The organism is Pseudomonas sp. MIACH (assembly GCF_001269925.1).
Taxonomy (GTDB): Bacteria; Pseudomonadota; Gammaproteobacteria; order Pseudomonadales; family Pseudomonadaceae; genus Aquipseudomonas.
In genome coordinates this window covers 80899-97092 of the sequence record NZ_LHVO01000051.1, presented here as the reverse complement: position 1 = coordinate 97092, position 16194 = coordinate 80899, and the positions used below count along the sequence as shown (strand labels likewise).

Below are 16194 nucleotides of genomic sequence, written 5' to 3'. Positions count from 1 at the left end.
GCTCCCTCCCACATTTTGTTTCCGGTTTCTACCAAGAGAACTCTAACTGTTCGTTGCCGCCACTCAGGTCCAGCAACCGCACCCCAATCCCCAACAACCGCACCGGTTTCCCACCGCGATTAAACGCCTGGGTCATCAGTTGTTGATAACTCTCAAGATCCCGCGCCGCCCCCGCCTGCTCCAACGTCGTCTGGGTAAAGTCATGAAACTTCACCTTAACGAACGGCTTGCCCGCCTTATAGCTGCTGTCGATACGCGCCATGCGCCCGGCCAGGGTTTCCATCAGTTCGGGCAGTTTCGCCAGGCAACTTGAGAGATCCGGCAAATCCACATCGTAGGTATTTTCCACACTGATGGACTGCCGCCGGCTGTCGTTCTGCACCACACGGTCATCTATCCCACGGGCCAGGCTCCAGAGCCGCTCACCAAAACTGCCGAATTCACGCACGAGCGCCAACTTGTTCCATTCGCGCAATTGCAGGCAGTCTTCGATGCCCAGACGCGCCAGTTTGTCTGCCGTCACCTTGCCCACGCCGTGCAACTTGCTTACCCGTAGCTGCGAGACAAAGTCTTCGACCTGGTCCGGGGTGATCACAAAAAGGCCATTGGGCTTCTTCCAATCGCTGGCGATCTTGGCCAAGAATTTATTCGGCGCCACACCGGCAGACACGGTGATGTGCAATTGGTTGGAGACGCGGCGTCGAATGTCCTGGGCGATGCGCGTGGCGCTGCCGCCAAAGTGCGGGCTGTTGGAGACGTCGAGGTAGGCCTCGTCCAGCGACAAGGGCTCGATCAGGTCGGTGTAGTCGCGAAAGATCGTCTGGATTTCCTTCGACGCTTCCTTATAAGCATCCATGCGCGGCTTGACGATGGTCAGGTCCGGGCAGAGCTTGAGGGCATGGCGCGACGACATGGCTGAACGCACCCCGTACGCGCGCGCTTCGTAGTTGCACGTAGCGATCACGCCCCTTCGATCTGCCGATCCCCCCACCGCCAGGGGCTTTTGCGCCAGGCTCGGGTCATCGCGCATCTCGATGGCGGCGTAGAAGCAATCACAGTCGACGTGGATGATTTTGCGCTGCGTCATAGATAGAGGGGGTGTAATCCAACGGATGGGCAGTATCGCACTCACCCCTGTATATAGCACCAGTAGTTTGATTCTTCCGTCTGAGCGGTAGGAAATTTCCCAGATGAATTTATTTTTTCAATCGAAATCAGTGTCCCAATAGAGCTGAAACCCTTGGCCCGACTGGCCCGCGCGACTCAAATGGCTTCCCATGGAGAGCTAACCGATTGAACCACAAGCGCTTTTCTTCGATTCACAGGTTGACACACTCGCGATCCTCTGTAGAATGCCGACACACAGACGCGGGATGGAGCAGTCTGGTAGCTCGTCGGGCTCATAACCCGAAGGTCGTCGGTTCAAATCCGGCTCCCGCAACCAAACATCAAAAAAGGCTACTCGAAAGAGTGGCCTTTTTTGTGCGCATCTGTTTTGTGCTTGTACGAAAATTGTAAGACAAAAAAATCTTTACCCATCGCGCACTTACCTTCCGCAGCCGACCTTTACCGTTCATTTCACACTTATTTGACCCATCGGCTCATTAACGGTTGACACCTCGCCGCTTGGCTGTAGAATGCCGCCCACAGACGCGGGATGGAGCAGTCTGGTAGCTCGTCGGGCTCATAACCCGAAGGTCGTCGGTTCAAATCCGGCTCCCGCAACCAAACATCAAAAAAGGCTACTCGAAAGAGTGGCCTTTTTTGTATCCGGTGAAAAAGTTCTTCTGAAACAATGGCATGGCATCTTTCATGAAACCGTACACGGTTTGTAGAGTCCATCTCATTGCAAGCTATGCTCAGTGCTCAAGCGCTGCCCTCTACGACCAATGGCCGCTGTCGCCGACCCCGGTGATCCGCGTTAATATTTGTAATTATTTTGTCCATAGGGATTGGTAACTTGGCTGGATACCTCCATCCTGTCGCGCACAATCCAAGAGGTGATTGATGCGCGCCAACTCGTCTGAACCACAAGACACCGTCACAGCGGAACAACCGATCGCTCCCACCCGTTTGCGTTGGCTGGATCTGTTGAGCAAGTACCGGCAACCGATTGGGCTGGCCGTGACCCTGTTGCTGTTCGCAATCGCCCTGATCGCCTGCCGACACCTGCTGCTGGAACTGGACCTCTACGCCCTCCACGACTCGATCCTGGAAGTGCCCAAGCCCGCGTTGCTCGGTGCATTTGCCGCGGCTGTCGCGGGTTTCGTCATTCTGTTGGGCTACGAGTTTTCCGGCGCACGTTACGCCGGCGTAAAGCTGCCCGCCAAGACCCTGGCCCTCGGCGGCTTTACCGCCTTTGCCATCGGCAATGCGATTGGCCTGTCGATGCTCTCGGGCGGCTCGGTACGCTACCGTTTATACGCACGCCATGGCATTGGGGCATCGGAAGTCGCCCACATGACCGTGTTCGCCAGCCTGGCACTGGGCTGCGCCCTGCCACCGCTGGCCGCATTGGCCACGCTGAGCAACTTGCCGGCAGCCTCGACTTACCTGCATTTGCCACAAAGTCTGCTCGGCGGCGTTGCCGGCGCGGTGTTGCTGTTGTCGGCCGTGCTGTGCATCGGCATCTATCGCCGCCACCTGCCGGAACAACCCTACCCGGACAACCTGCTGGTAAAAGCCGGCCGTCGTACCCTGCGCCTGCCCGGCCGACGCCTGACCTTCCTGCAACTGATCATCACCGCACTGGACGTGGCCGCTGCCGCCGCCGTCCTTTATATGCTGCTGCCGGAAGCGCCACCATTCGGCCCATTCCTGCTGGTGTACCTGTTGGCCCTGGCCGCAGGTGTGCTCAGCCATGTGCCAGGTGGCGTAGGCGTATTCGAAGCCATCCTGCTCGCCGCCTTCGCCGACAAGCTCGGCGCAGCGCCACTGGCGGCCGCCCTGCTGCTGTATCGCATGATCTATGTGGTGTTGCCGCTGCTGATCGCCTGTGTATTCCTGCTGGTCAACGAGGCGCAGCGCCTGTTCCAGACCCAACAGAGTCTGCGAGTGGCTTCTGGCCTGGCGGCACCGGTGCTGGCCGTACTGGTTTTTTTGTCCGGCGTGGTCCTGCTGTTTTCCGGCGCCACGCCAGAAATCGACTCACGCCTGGAAAACATCGGCTTCCTGATTCCCCACCGCCTGATTGACGCCTCGCACTTTGGCGCCAGCCTGATCGGCGTGCTGTGCCTGTTGCTGGCCCAGGGCCTGCGCCGGCGTTTGTCGGCGGCCTGGATGCTGACCATGGTGCTGCTGCTGGCGGGTGCCCTGCTCTCGCTGCTCAAGGGTTTTGACTGGGAAGAAGCCAGCCTGATGACCATGACGGCGATACTGCTGGCGATCTTCCGCCGCTCGTTCTATCGCGCCAGCCGCCTGACCGAACTGCCGTTTTCGCCGCTGTACCTGGTGGCCAGTGTCTGCGTGCTGGGTGCCTCGATCTGGCTGCTGCTGTTTGCTTATCAAGATGTGCCTTACAGCCACCAACTGTGGTGGCAGTTCACCCTCGATGCGAACGCCCCGCGCGGCCTGCGCTCGCTGTTGGGCGCCGCCGTACTGCTGGTGATCGTATCGCTGACCTGGCTGCTGCGCACCGCACGCCCGGTGATCCACCTGCCAACCCCCGACGAGCTGGAACGCGCCACCAAGATCCTGATGGCGTCGTCGCAACCCGACGGCGGCCTGGCGCTGACCGGCGACAAGGCGCTGCTGTTCCACCCGAATGACGAAGCCTTCCTGATGTACGCCCGTCGCGGGCGCAGCCTGGTGGCCTTGTATGATCCGATCGGCCCGACCCAGCCCCGCGCCGAGATGATCTGGCAGTTCCGCGACCTGTGCGATATCCACCATGCGCGCCCCGTGTTCTATCAGGTACGCGCCGAGAACCTGCCCTACTACATGGACATCGGTCTCACCGCCATCAAGCTGGGCGAAGAGGCCCGCGTCGACCTGAAACGCTTTGACCTGGAAGCCAAGGGCAAAGAGATGAAGGACCTGCGCTACACCTGGAACCGGGGCACCCGGGACGGTCTGTCCCTGGAGATCTTTGAACCCGGCACGGCGCCGATGGATGAATTAAAAGTCATCTCGGATGCCTGGCTGACCGGTAAGAATGTGCGGGAAAAAGGCTTTTCCCTGGGCCGCTTCAGCGACGACTACCTCAAGCACTTTCGTATCGCGATCATTCGCTTCGAAGGGCGCCCGGTGGCCTTCGCCAACCTGCTCGAGACCTACAACCACGACCTGGCCAGCCTCGACCTGATGCGCGCCCACCCGGATGCGCCAAAGCTGACCATGGAATTCATGATGGTCGGCCTGATTCAACACTATAAGAGTCACGGCTACGCCCGCTTCAGCCTCGGCATGGTGCCGCTGTCGGGCCTGCAACCGCGACGCGGCGCGCCACTGACCCAGCGCCTGGGCTCAATGGTGTTCCGTCGCGGCGAGCAACTGTATAACTTCCAAGGCTTGCGCCGCTTCAAAGACAAGTTCCAGCCTGACTGGGAACCCCGTTACATGGCCGTGCCCGCAGGACTTGACCCGCTGGTGGCACTGGCCGATACCGCCGCCCTGATCGCGGGCGGCTTGACTGGATTGGTGAAACGCTGATGATTCGACGCTCCTGGCGGTATGTATTGGCCTTTGTAGTGCTGCTCGCCCTGGTCCTGGGTGGCGGCTTTTGGTTCTGGAACCGCCCTGCCCCGCAGCCGACCCTGGAGCAACTGCCCCAGGCCGACGGCTCGGTGATGACCCGCGTGACCCCGGCTGGCACCCCGAAAGCCCGCGTCGCGGTGGCGGTGATGGCTGACGAAACCCTGACCGATAGCCAGCTGATTACCCTGAGCCAGGGCGGCAAGGCGCAGATCGTCCAAGTGATCCTGCCAAAGGATGACTGCAAGTTGCAGGAACAAGCGCTGCAAAGCGCCCTGGGCCAGCTCAAAGGGCCCGCGACCCTGGTCAGCGGCATCGGCCCTGGCGCCGCCCTCGCCTGGCGCTGGCTGGCCACACAGAACGACGACAAGGCCAACGCCATCTCCGTCGGCTTCGCGCTGGTACAGGAAGGTTGCAAGGATCCACTGCCGAAAACCGCCGCGCACGGTAATTGGCTGGTGGCCTGGAACGACAACCCTGACGATGAAAGCGCCAGTTTCGTACGTGACACCCCGCGCGCCACCACCAGCATCAGCGACTACGACATTCACTACCCGCAAGTGCTGAACAACGAACTGCGCAAGCAACTGGTGGGTTCGGACAACGGCGGCCTGGCGATTCCCGTGGTGGAAGTGCCGGCTGGCCAGGCCAAGGACACCGTGACGCTGTTCCTTTCCGGTGATGGCGGCTGGCGTGACCTGGACCGCGATGTGGCCGGCGAAATGGCCAAGATCGGCTACCCGGTGGTCGGCATCGACACCCTGCGCTACTACTGGCAGCACAAGACCCCGGAACAAAGCGCCAAGGACCTCACCGAGCTGATGCAGCACTACCGGCAGAAGTGGGGCACCAAGCGCTTCGTGCTGACCGGTTACTCATTCGGCGCCGACGTACTGCCGGCGATCTACAACCGCCTGCCGGAAAACGAGCAGCAGCGTGTGGACGTCATCATCCTGCTGGCCTTCGCCCGCACCGGCAGCTTTGAAATCGAAGTAGAAGGTTGGCTGGGCAACGCCGGCAAAGAAGCCGCGACGGGGCCGGAAATGGCCAAGCTGCCGGCTGACAAGGTGGTGTGCATCTACGGCGCAGAAGAAGTCGACGAGAGTGGCTGCACCGATAAGACCGCCGTGGGCGAGGCTGTGAAGCTGCCGGGCGGGCATCACTTCGATGAGAACTACCCGGCACTGGCCAAGCGTCTGGTAGACATCATCGTGAAGCATCAGGCCAAGTCCGAGTAATTCCGGGCTGTACGCCAAACAAACTGTGGGAGGGGCTTGCCCCCTCCCACAGTTGTTTTGCGGTGTTAGTAAAATCTAGCGCGGCTCGATGTGGGCAATCATCAGTTGCACGGTTTCATTCCCACGAAACTCATTCACGTCCAGCTTGTAGGCCAACTCCACCCAACGCACGGTCGGGTTCGGCCAGACTTCACGGTCGACGCCAAACGCAATGCCATCGAGCTTCACCGACCCGCACTCGCTCTTGAGCACCACTTTCAGGTGCCGCTCCCCCACCACTCGCTGCTCCACCAACTGGAACACGCCATGGAACAGCGGCTCGGGAAAGTGTTGCCCCCACGGTCCGGCATGCCGTAACGCGCGCGCCAGCTCCAGGTGAAACTCTTCCACCGCCAGGGTGCCGTCGGACAGCAGGCGCCCGGTTAGGTCTTCTTCGCGCAGCTGCCGACGCACTTCGGCATCAAAGGCTTCGGCAAACAGTGGGAAATTTTCCTCAGGCAAGGTCAGCCCCGCCGCCATGGCGTGGCCGCCGTATTTGGTGATCAGGTTGGGATGCTGGCTGGCGACCACCGCCAGGGCATCGCGGATGTGAAAGCCCTGTACAGAGCGTCCAGAGCCCTTGAGCAGGCCATCCCCGGCATCGGCGAAGGCGATGGTGGGACGGAAATAGCGCTCTTTCATGCGCGACGCGAGAATCCCGATCACGCCTTGGTGCCATTCCGGGTCGAACAGGCACAAGCCGTAGGGCATCGACTCCACCGGCAAGTCCTTGAGCTGGGCCAGGGCCTCGCGCTGCATGCCTTGCTCGATGGATTTACGGTCCTGGTTCATGCCGTCCAGTTGCGCGGCCATTTCCCGGGCCGCGGCGAAATCCGTGGTGAGCAGGCATTCGATGCCCAGGCTCATATCATCCAGGCGCCCGGCCGCATTGAGCCGTGGCCCGAGGATAAAGCCGAGGTCGGTGGAGGTGATACGCGCCGCATCGCGCTTGGCGACTTCGAGGATCGCCTTGATCCCAGGCCGCGCGCGACCGGCGCGAATACGTTCCAGGCCCTGATGCACGAGGATGCGGTTATTGGCGTCCAGGGGCACCACGTCGGCGACGCTGCCCAGGGCGACCAGGTCAAGCAGCTCGCCAATGTTGGGTTGAGGCTTGTTCTCGTACCAGCCCAGGCTGCGCAAGCGCGCGCGCAGGGCCATCAGCACGTAGAAGATCACCCCCACGCCGGCCAGGGCCTTGCTCGGGAACTCACAGCCCGGCTGGTTCGGGTTGACGATGGCATCCGCCGCCGGCAACTCATCACCGGGCAAGTGGTGATCGGTCACCAACACCTGCAACCCCGCCGCTTTCGCCGCCGCCACCCCTTCGACACTGGAAATGCCGTTGTCCACGGTGATCAGCAACTGCGGCTCGCGCTGCAGGGCCACGGCGACAATTTCCGGAGTCAGGCCGTAGCCGTATTCGAAGCGATTGGGCACCAGGTAATCGACATGGGCCGCGCCGAGCAAACGCAAGCCCAGCGTGCCTACGGTGCTGGCGGTGGCGCCATCGGCATCGAAGTCACCGACGATAAGGATGCGCTGGCGCTGTTCCAATGCCGTCACCAGCAAGTCCACCGCCGCATCGATGCCCTTGAGCTGCTGATAGGGAATCAACCGCGCCAGGCTCTTGTCCAGCTCGGCCTCGGACTGCACGCCACGGGCGGCGTACAGACGGGTCAACAGCGGTGGCAATTCACCAAGGAAGGGCAAGACGGCGGGCAATGGACGGGGGTCGATACGCATGGGTGACGGGAGCTTCTCTTTAATACAACGGTTAAACGACAACTCTGAAGACAGCACAGATCAAATGTGGGAGGGGGCTTGCCCCCTCCCACGTTTTCAACCGCGTTCGCCGACCAGCCATTGCAGTTGCACTTCGTGCTGGCCACGGTCGTCGGTGACGAAGATCGTGCCTTCGCTGATCATCACGTCCCACTTGATCACCCGGGGCATGTCCTTGGCCAGGACCTCCAGAATCTCCTGGGGCACCGCTGCGATGTGCACATTCTTCAGGTTGTTCGCCACCGGCACCACTTTGCCTTCCCAAACGCGCAAGCTGCCATATGCCAACAAGCTGGTGCGCTCAGTGCGGCGCGAGCACCAGGTCAGGCGGTCGGCGTCCGGCTGGCCGACTTCAATCCAGTGCAAAACCCGATCATCCAGGCTTTTTTCCCACAAGGCTGGTTCGTCTACATCCGACAGACCACGACCGAACGCCAACTGTTCGTTGTAAAAAAGGGCGTAGGCCAACAGACGCACGGTCATGCGTTCCTCGGTTTCCGAAGGGTGGCGGGCGATGGTCTGTTTGACGCTCTCGTATACCGAACGGTCAAGGTCGGTGAGGTTGAGTTCGAATTTGTAGGTCGTGGACGGCTGGGCCATGAACGGGCTTCTAGAGACAGGGAAAGGCGGCCAGTCTAACCGATGGCGAGGTCATTCAACGAATACTGCGCTGCATCATCCTTATCCCTGGGCCGCTCGCCTATGTTAAAAGGCTTCATACACCCGCTCTATGCCCTAAAGGATCCCCATGTCGTTGAATGCCAAACCCCTTGCAGGCCTGAAAGTCATAGAACTCGGCACCCTGATCGCCGGGCCGTTCGCCTCACGTATCTGCGCCGAATTCGGCGCCGAGGTGGTCAAGGTCGAATCCCCGGACGGCGGCGACCCGCTGCGCAAATGGCGCAAGCTGTATGAAGGCACCTCGCTGTGGTGGTTTGTGCAGGCGCGCAACAAGAAATCGCTGACGCTGAACCTCAAGCATCCGGACGGCCTGGCAATCCTCAAGCAGTTGCTGGCGGACGCCGACATTCTGATCGAGAACTTTCGCCCCGGCGTACTGGAAAAGCTCGGGCTGAGCTGGGAAACCCTGCACGCCCTCAATCCCAAGCTGGTGATGGTCCGTCTGTCGGGTTTTGGCCAGACCGGGCCGATGAAGGACCAGCCGGGATTTGGCGCGGTGGGCGAGTCCATGGGCGGGCTGCGCTATATCACTGGCTTCGAGGACCGTCCGCCGGTGCGCACCGGGATCTCCATCGGCGACTCGATTGCTGCTTTGTGGGCGGTGATCGGTGCCTTGATGGCGCTGCGTCATCGCGAGGTCAACGGTGGCCTGGGCCAGGTGGTGGATGTGGCCCTGTACGAGGCCATCTTCGCCATGATGGAAAGCATGATTCCCGAGTTTGACGTGTTCGGGTTTATTCGCGAGCGCACCGGCAACATCATGCCCGGCATTACGCCGTCGTCGATCCACACCACTGCGGACGGCAAGCATGTGCAGATTGGCGCCAATGGTGATGCGATCTTCAAGCGTTTCATGGCGGCCATTGGTCGCGACGACCTGGCCAACGATCCGCAACTGGCCAGTAATGACGGGCGTGACAGTCGCCGTGACGAACTGTACGGGGTGATTGATCGCTGGGTGAATTCGCTGTCGCTGGAGCAGGTGGTGGAACAGCTGAACCAGGCTGAAGTGCCCGCGAGCCGTATCTACAGTGCCGAGGACATGCTGGGCGACCCGCAATTCCTGGCGCGGGAAATGTTCCTCAAGGCCCAGCTTCCAGGCGGCAAGGACTTCAAGATGCCGGGCATCGTGCCTAAGCTGTCGGACACACCGGGCAGTTGCGAATGGGTGGGGCCGCAACTGGGTGAACACAACAGCGTAGTGCTGGGCGAGTTGGGATACGACGCAGCCGCCATTGTCCGCTTGCGTGAGGACGGCGCGATCTGATGGCCTCTCGCTGCAAGCGCTGGCTGATCCGGCTATGCCTCGCCGCCATGATGAGCAGCGGCTGGCTGCTGCCTGCGCATGCCGAGGACACCTTGATCTGGCTGCTGCGCGACTTGCCGCCGCTGACTATTTTCGAAGGACCACGCAAAGGCCAGGGAGCGCTGGACCAGTTGCTACCCATACTGATTGAGCGTTTGCCGGAGTATCGCCACCAGGTACTCCACGTCAACCGCGCGCGGGGCACGCAAATGTTGCGCGAGCCCTCGTTCACCTGTGATCCCTCGCTGCTATGGACGCCAGAGCGGGCCAAGTACGTCGTGTTTTCTCGTCAGGCGTTCGTGGTTCCCAGTAATGGCGTCGCGATACGAAGCAGACAGCACTCCGCCATGGCGCCATTTATAGTGGACGGCCAGTTCGACCTGCAGGCCTTTCTCGATACCCATAAAGCACGATTGGGTGCTACCGCAGAACGCAGCTACGGTCCCGTTATCGATGAACGGCTCAAGCAGGCCGATCCACGCAAACTGGCGCTCCACTACGGCAACGACGCCCTTGGCAGCCTGTTACAAATGCAGCGCCTGGGAAGGCTGGAAGCCGTGCTGGGGTACTGGCCGGAAATCCGCTATCACGCGATGCAGCAGGGGATCGCGCCCGACGAACTGAGCTTCTACCCGATTAAAGGCACGGCGCCTTACCAGCGCACGCATATTGCCTGCTCAGACACAGCAGAGGGGCGTCAGGCCATCGAACGAATCGACCAGGTGCTGCGCGACACCCCACTGGAACAGATGCAGCAGTCCTACGCTTCATGGCTGGACCCTGTCATGCGCGAACACTATCTGCGAGATAACCCGAGCTTTTTCCAGGATTCGCCAGAGCCCTGACAAATCCCGGGCAAAAAGAAACCCCGAAGAGTGGGGAGACACTTCGGGGTTAAACGTGGCCTACAAAGACCAGTACAGCAAGCCACAAACACCGGAGCACAATGTTTGCTCTTGCTGTTACAAAATCTGACAGGGCATCCAGTAGGAAGTTTCCATCGATAAACAATTCTTCATGCAACGGCGGCGCCGCGGGTCTGTGCGGCATTGCGCAAGGCTGCGATGACCGAGGGTTCCAGGCGCCCTTCAGCGATCTTGAGGTCACGTAGCAGGCAATCCACAACATCGACCAACACGCGTTTGTCCATCAATTGCGCCCGGTCGACGTCACGCTCGACCACGATCGCGCCAGCAGGATTCTTCACAGTCACCAGGCACTCGCCCTGCACACCAGAGGTGGTCAGCGTAACCTGATAAGGGCTCAGTGCTTCTTCGAGCAATAGGCTGATACTTTCCATCTCGATCACCACTCAATAGTTCGGGAACAATCGTTTCAACGGGAGCTGCATCTATCCTAAATGACCGGTTGCCACGTAGGAAAGTTCGCTTTTTCGTCTTTATAGGCTCGCCAGGGAGTGACTTGGACCAGCATGCGCTCGCAACATGACAGGCAAAAAACGGCAGCACATAAATGCTTACGCAATGGGCTGCTGTTCTTGGGGTTTGCCAGGCGCTGAGGCCGGGCCTGCCAGCAACAAAAAACGCCGCTGACCCAAGGAAGGGAAAGCGGCGTTTTTGTCTTCGTGATGTGTCTTACAAAGGCTTACCACGATTGCCATGCTGGCTGACAAACGCCTGCATCGCCTTCAAGTCATTCGGCAGCACCGTGCAACGCTCTTCACGCTCGAACAGGTCTGTCAGATGCACCGGCAGTTCCAGCGCCTTGCCAACACCGGCCTTCTCCACCGCTTCCGGGAATTTCACTGGATGAGCGGTGCCGAGAATCACCATCGGGATATCCAGGCTGCGACGGCATTCGCGGGCAGCCTTCACACCAATGGCAGTGTGCGGGTCGAGCAACTCGCCGGTCTGGGCGTAGACTTCGGCGATGGTTTCGCAGGTCTGCGCGTCGTCCACGGCCAGGGAGTCGAACAGCTTGCGGGTTTCAGTCCAGCGCTCTTCATCAACGCTGAAACCGCCGCCGCTCTTGAAGGTGTCCATCAAGCCGGCAATGGCTGCGCCGTTGCGACCGTGCATGTCGAACAGCAGGCGCTCGAAGTTCGACGACACCATGATGTCCATGGACGGCGACAGGGTGGCGTGCAGGGTTTCCTTGACGTACTGGTTGCCGCTCATGAAGCGGTGCAGGATGTCGTTGCGGTTGGTGGCGACGATCAACTGGTTGATCGGCAGGCCCATGTTGCGCGCCAGGTAGCCGGCGAAGATGTCGCCGAAGTTACCGGTCGGCACCGAGAACGACACCGAACGTGCCGGGCCGCCCAACTGCAGCGAGGCGTGGAAGTAATAGACGATCTGGGCCATGATCCGCGCCCAGTTGATCGAGTTCACCGCCACCAGTCGCGTGCCTTTGAGGAAGCCCTGGTCGGCGAAGCTGTTCTTGACCATTTCCTGGCAGTCATCGAAGTTGCCTTCGATGGCGATGTTATGGATGTTCTCGCCGAAGATGGTGGTCATCTGGCGGCGCTGCACTTCCGACACACGCTTGTGCGGGTGCAGGATGAAGATGTCGACGTTTTCGCAGTGCTTGCAGCCTTCGATGGCCGCCGAACCGGTGTCACCCGAGGTGGCGCCGATGATCACCACGCGCTCGCCGCGCTTCTCCAGCACGTAGTCCAGCAGGCGACCCAGCAGTTGCAGGGCGAAGTCCTTGAACGCCAGGGTCGGGCCATGGAACAGCTCAAGCACCCATTCGTTGCCATTGAGCTGACGCAATGGCGCGATGGCGCTGTGGGAAAACACGCCGTACGTCTCTTCCAGAATCTTTTTGAAATCCGCATCGGGGATGCTGCCGGTGACGAACGGGCGCATCACCCGGAACGCCAGCTCGTGGTACGGCAGGCCGGCCCACGAAGCGATTTCTTCCTGGGTAAAGCGTGGCAGGTTTTCCGGCACGTACAGGCCGCCATCGGTGGCAAGGCCTGCCAGTAAAACGTCTTCGAAATTCAGGGCCGGTGCCTGGCCGCGGGTGCTGATGTAACGCATGACTGGCTCCTCTAAAACATTCTCGAACAGAGGCCGCCGCACATACGGGGCCTCTGGAACAGATCGGTTAGTTCAGGTGTTCGACGCGAATCCGCACCACCGGGCCGACGACGCCTTGCAAGGCCTCCAGAGCGGTGATGGCATCGTTGATGTGCTGCTCAAGCACGCGGTGGGTCAGCAGGATCATCGGCACCTGGCCGTTCTGCTCCTCGACTTCCTTCTGCATGATCGACTCGATGTTGATACCGCGCTCCGACAGGATGCTGGCGACCTGGGCCAACACGCCTGGGTGATCCTTGGCCTGGATGCGCAGGTAGTAGGCGCTTTCGCATGCCTCGATCGGCAGGATCGGGTGGGCCGACAGCGAATCCGGCTGGAAGGCCAGGTGCGGCACGCGGTTTTCCGGGTCGCTGGTCATGGCGCGAACCACGTCCACCAGGTCGGCGATCACCGACGAAGCGGTCGGTTCCATGCCGGCGCCGGCACCGTAGAACAGGGTGGAGCCGGCGGCATCACCGTTGACCATCACGGCGTTCATCACGCCATTGACGTTGGCGATCAGGCGGTCAGCCGGGATCAGCGTCGGGTGCACACGCAACTCGATTCCCGCCGGGGTGCTGCGCGCGACACCGAGGTGCTTGATGCGGTAGCCCAGGGCTTCGGCGTAGTTCACGTCGGCAGTGGTCAGCTTGGTGATGCCTTCGGTGTAGGCCTTGTCGAACTGCAGCGGGATACCAAAGGCGATGGACGCCAGGATGGTCAGCTTGTGCGCCGCGTCGATGCCTTCCACGTCGAATGTCGGGTCGGCTTCGGCGTAACCCAGGGCCTGGGCTTCGGCCAGCACGTCTTCGAAGGTACGGCCCTTCTCGCGCATTTCGGTGAGGATGAAGTTACCGGTGCCGTTGATGATGCCGGCTACCCAATTGATGCGGTTGGCGGACAGGCCTTCACGGATTGCCTTGATCACCGGGATACCACCGGCAACCGCAGCTTCGAACGCTACGATCACGCCCTTCTCGCGGGCCTTGGCGAAGATCTCGTTGCCGTGTACGGCGATCAGCGCCTTGTTGGCGGTGACCACATGCTTGCCGTTCTCGATCGCCTTGAGCACCAGCTCGCGGGCCACGGTGTAACCGCCCACCAGTTCGATGACGATATCGATTTCAGGGTTGGTGGCCACAGCGAAGACATCGTTGGTAATCGCAATACCGGTCGTTTGGAACTGAGGCTTTGGCGAACGCGTGGCAATTTGCGCCACTTCAATCCCACGCCCTGCACGGCGGGAAATTTCTTCAGCATTACGCTGAAGTACGTTGAAGGTGCCGCCACCGACGGTCCCTAACCCACAAATGCCTACTTTGACCGGTTTCACTGAAGAACTCCCCATGAAACGGCCGACGCTAGGTCGGCCGTGGAAAACAGCCGCACAACTGCGGCTTTCAATTAATGGCCCGCCGACTTATCCACGGGCCAGCATCGTCAAAGGTTCGACAATGCTGGTTTATTTGGCACTCAGCGCCAGTTTGGCAACTTGTGGTGCCGGCTGGTAGCCCGGAATCACCTGGCCGTCAGCTAAAACGATGGCCGGTGTGCCGTTTACGCCGATGGACTGGCCCAGGGCGAACTGCTTGGAAACCGGGTTGGCACATTTGGCCGCCTTGATTTCCTTGCCATCAACCATCTTGTCCATGGCCGCCTTCTTGTCGGCCGAGCACCATACGGCTTGCAGCTGCTCGTCGCCCGGCGAACCCAGGCCCTGACGCGGGAACGCTACGTAGCGCACTTCCACGCCGAGCTTGTTCAGCGCAGGCACTTCGGCGTGCAACTTATGGCAGTACGGGCAGGTGGTGTCGGTAAACACGGTGATATGGGTCTTGGTCTCGCCGATGGCCGGGTAAACCACGGTTTCAGCCACTGGAATGCCGTTGATCAGCTTGGACACGCCCAGGCGCTCGGCTTTCTCGGTGAGGTTGACCGGCTTGCCGTCCTTGAGCTGGAACAGGTAGCCCTGGACGATGTACTGACCGTCTGCACTGGCGTACAGCACGCGGCTGCCCTTGAGCTTGACTTCATACAGGCCGGCCATCGGGCTGGCGCTGATGCTTTCGATCGGGGTGTCGAGCTGCAGGTTGGCCAGGCTCTTGCGGATGGTCTGCTCGGCAGCGTCATCGGCGACGGCAAAGGTGGAAACCAACGCAATGGCTGCGGCGGCAATAATCTGGGTCAAGCGCATGGAAACTCCTGAAGGCAGATGCAGGGACGGGTGCAGGTACGCCGATACGCAAACACGGGTGCGGGCCGTCCCCTTTGCTAACCGGCAAAGCCTACCACAGTTGGGCCGCAGGGCAGCCCGTGGCGGGATAAATTGGCGGTTTTCAGCCTCGCGGGTGGTGCTTGGCGTGCATATCCTGCAATCGCGCACGCGCCACGTGGGTGTAAATCTGGGTGGTGGATAAGTCGCTGTGGCCCAGGAGCATTTGCACCACACGCAAATCCGCGCCGTGGTTGAGCAAATGCGTGGCGAAGGCGTGACGCAGTGTGTGGGGCGACAGCGACTTTCCGATCCCCGCGACCTTGGCCTGGTGCTTGATGCGATGCCAGAAGGTCTGGCGGGTCATCTGCTCGCCACGCTGGCTGGGGAACAGCACATCGCTGGGACGCCCGCCGAGCAGTTCGCTACGGGCATCGCGCATGTAGCGCTCGACCCACACGATGGCCTCCTCCCCCATCGGTACCAGCCGTTCCTTGCTGCCCTTGCCCATCACCCGCAGTACACCCTGGCGCAGATTGACTTGCTCCAGGGTCAGGCTGATCAGCTCCGTGACCCGCAGGCCGCAGGCATACAAAACTTCCAGCATGGCGCGGTCCCGCTGGCCGATGGCCTCGCTGAGGTCGGGCGCAGCGAGCAAGGCATCGACGTCGGCTTCTGACAGGGATTTAGGTAAGGGCCTACCCAGTTGCGGCATATCGATTTGCAGGGTCGGATCGAGGGCGATCAGTTTTTCCCTCAACAAATAGCGATAAAAGCCACGCACACCGGAGAGGAATCGCGCAGTGGAACGAGGCTTGTAGTTCTGCTCCAGGCGCCAGGCCAGGTGATCGAGGATCAGCTCGCGGCCGGCATTGATCAGTTCCAGTTTTTTTTCCTGCAACCAGCCGTTGAACAGCGCCAGGTCGCTGCGGTAGGCCTGGCGGGTGTTGTCTGACAGGCCTTTTTCCAGCCAAAGGGCGTCAAGGAAGCGGTCGATCAGGGGGTGGTCAATGGCGGGCATGGGGGCTCAGGCAAGGAAAAGGGTGGTATCGGGTAGATCCTATCGCAGCCCGGCCACGTACACATCCCTGAGGGCATGAACCGTCGTAGCCGGCCGCATCTTCCGCAGAGACAGAGCTCAAATCGCGGGCACAAAAAAGCAGCCCGTAGGCTGCTTTTTTCTGCATCGGGAAGCTG

Annotated in this window: 12 protein-coding genes and 2 tRNA genes; 6 read left to right on the top strand and 8 right to left on the bottom strand. The window is 60.7% G+C overall.

The window, feature by feature from the left end; all coding sequences use genetic code 11:
* Positions 1-28: 28 nt before the first annotated feature.
* Entirely contained in the window at positions 29-1087 is a 1059-nt protein-coding gene (gene dinB, locus AD670_RS18855) for a DNA polymerase IV (RefSeq protein WP_053135644.1), read from the bottom strand.
* Between the two features lie 280 nt (positions 1088-1367).
* On the opposite strand from dinB, the gene AD670_RS18850 reads away from it, so the two are divergent.
* From AD670_RS18850 to AD670_RS18835, 4 genes are all read left to right on the top strand, one after another.
* Positions 1368-1444 (top strand) — tRNA-Met (locus tag AD670_RS18850).
* Between the two features lie 207 nt (positions 1445-1651).
* Positions 1652-1728, top strand: a tRNA-Met gene (locus AD670_RS18845).
* A gap of 279 nt (positions 1729-2007) precedes the next feature.
* Complete coding sequence (gene mprF / locus AD670_RS18840) at positions 2008-4650, top strand: bifunctional lysylphosphatidylglycerol flippase/synthetase MprF (RefSeq protein WP_053135641.1); 2643 nt, start codon at positions 2008-2010, stop codon at positions 4648-4650.
* Positions 4650-5930 (top strand): virulence factor family protein, encoded by a 1281-nt coding sequence (locus tag AD670_RS18835; protein WP_053135638.1) that lies wholly within the window; start codon positions 4650-4652, stop codon positions 5928-5930. Before mprF ends, AD670_RS18835 begins: the two co-directional genes overlap by 1 nt.
* A 75-nt stretch (positions 5931-6005) precedes the next feature.
* On the opposite strand, the gene recJ is transcribed toward AD670_RS18835, so the two are convergent.
* Both recJ and AD670_RS18825 read right to left on the bottom strand, forming a co-directional pair.
* The gene (recJ, locus tag AD670_RS18830; protein WP_053135636.1) at positions 6006-7715 is read right to left on the bottom strand and encodes a single-stranded-DNA-specific exonuclease RecJ; all 1710 of its coding nucleotides are present in this window, start codon (positions 7713-7715) and stop codon (positions 6006-6008) included.
* A gap of 96 nt (positions 7716-7811) precedes the next feature.
* Positions 7812-8354: a YaeQ family protein gene (locus AD670_RS18825; RefSeq protein ID WP_032890801.1), complete on the bottom strand. Its 543-nt coding sequence runs from the start codon at positions 8352-8354 to the stop codon at positions 7812-7814.
* A 148-nt stretch (positions 8355-8502) separates the two neighbouring features.
* On the opposite strand from AD670_RS18825, the gene AD670_RS18820 reads away from it, so the two are divergent.
* Both AD670_RS18820 and AD670_RS18815 read left to right on the top strand, forming a co-directional pair.
* On the top strand, positions 8503-9702 hold the full coding sequence (locus AD670_RS18820; protein ID WP_053135633.1) for a CaiB/BaiF CoA-transferase family protein: 1200 nt from the start codon (positions 8503-8505) through the stop codon (positions 9700-9702).
* The gene (locus tag AD670_RS18815) at positions 9702-10586 is read left to right on the top strand and encodes a TIGR02285 family protein (RefSeq protein ID WP_053135630.1); all 885 of its coding nucleotides are present in this window, start codon (positions 9702-9704) and stop codon (positions 10584-10586) included. Before AD670_RS18820 ends, AD670_RS18815 begins: the two co-directional genes overlap by 1 nt.
* Positions 10587-10756: 170 nt before the next feature.
* Here AD670_RS18815 and AD670_RS18810 read toward each other — a convergent pair whose 3' ends face one another.
* From AD670_RS18810 to xerD, 5 genes are all read right to left on the bottom strand, one after another.
* Positions 10757-11041 carry a DUF3509 domain-containing protein gene (locus tag AD670_RS18810; protein ID WP_053135628.1) on the bottom strand — a complete coding sequence of 95 codons (285 nt, stop codon included), beginning with the start codon at positions 11039-11041 and terminating at the stop codon, positions 10757-10759.
* 295 nt (positions 11042-11336) lie between these two features.
* A complete protein-coding gene (gene thrC / locus AD670_RS18805; protein ID WP_027605462.1) occupies positions 11337-12746 on the bottom strand; it encodes a threonine synthase in 1410 nt (469 codons plus the stop codon).
* 67 nt (positions 12747-12813) lie between these two features.
* A complete protein-coding gene (locus tag AD670_RS18800) occupies positions 12814-14118 on the bottom strand; it encodes a homoserine dehydrogenase (RefSeq protein ID WP_027605461.1) in 1305 nt (434 codons plus the stop codon).
* A 129-nt stretch (positions 14119-14247) separates the two neighbouring features.
* Positions 14248-14979, bottom strand: coding sequence for a thioredoxin fold domain-containing protein (locus AD670_RS18795; RefSeq protein WP_003175893.1), 732 nt, complete (start codon positions 14977-14979; stop codon positions 14248-14250).
* A gap of 142 nt (positions 14980-15121) precedes the next feature.
* On the bottom strand, positions 15122-16018 hold the full coding sequence (gene xerD, locus AD670_RS18790; protein WP_053135625.1) for a site-specific tyrosine recombinase XerD: 897 nt from the start codon (positions 16016-16018) through the stop codon (positions 15122-15124).
* Positions 16019-16194 lie beyond the last annotated feature (176 nt).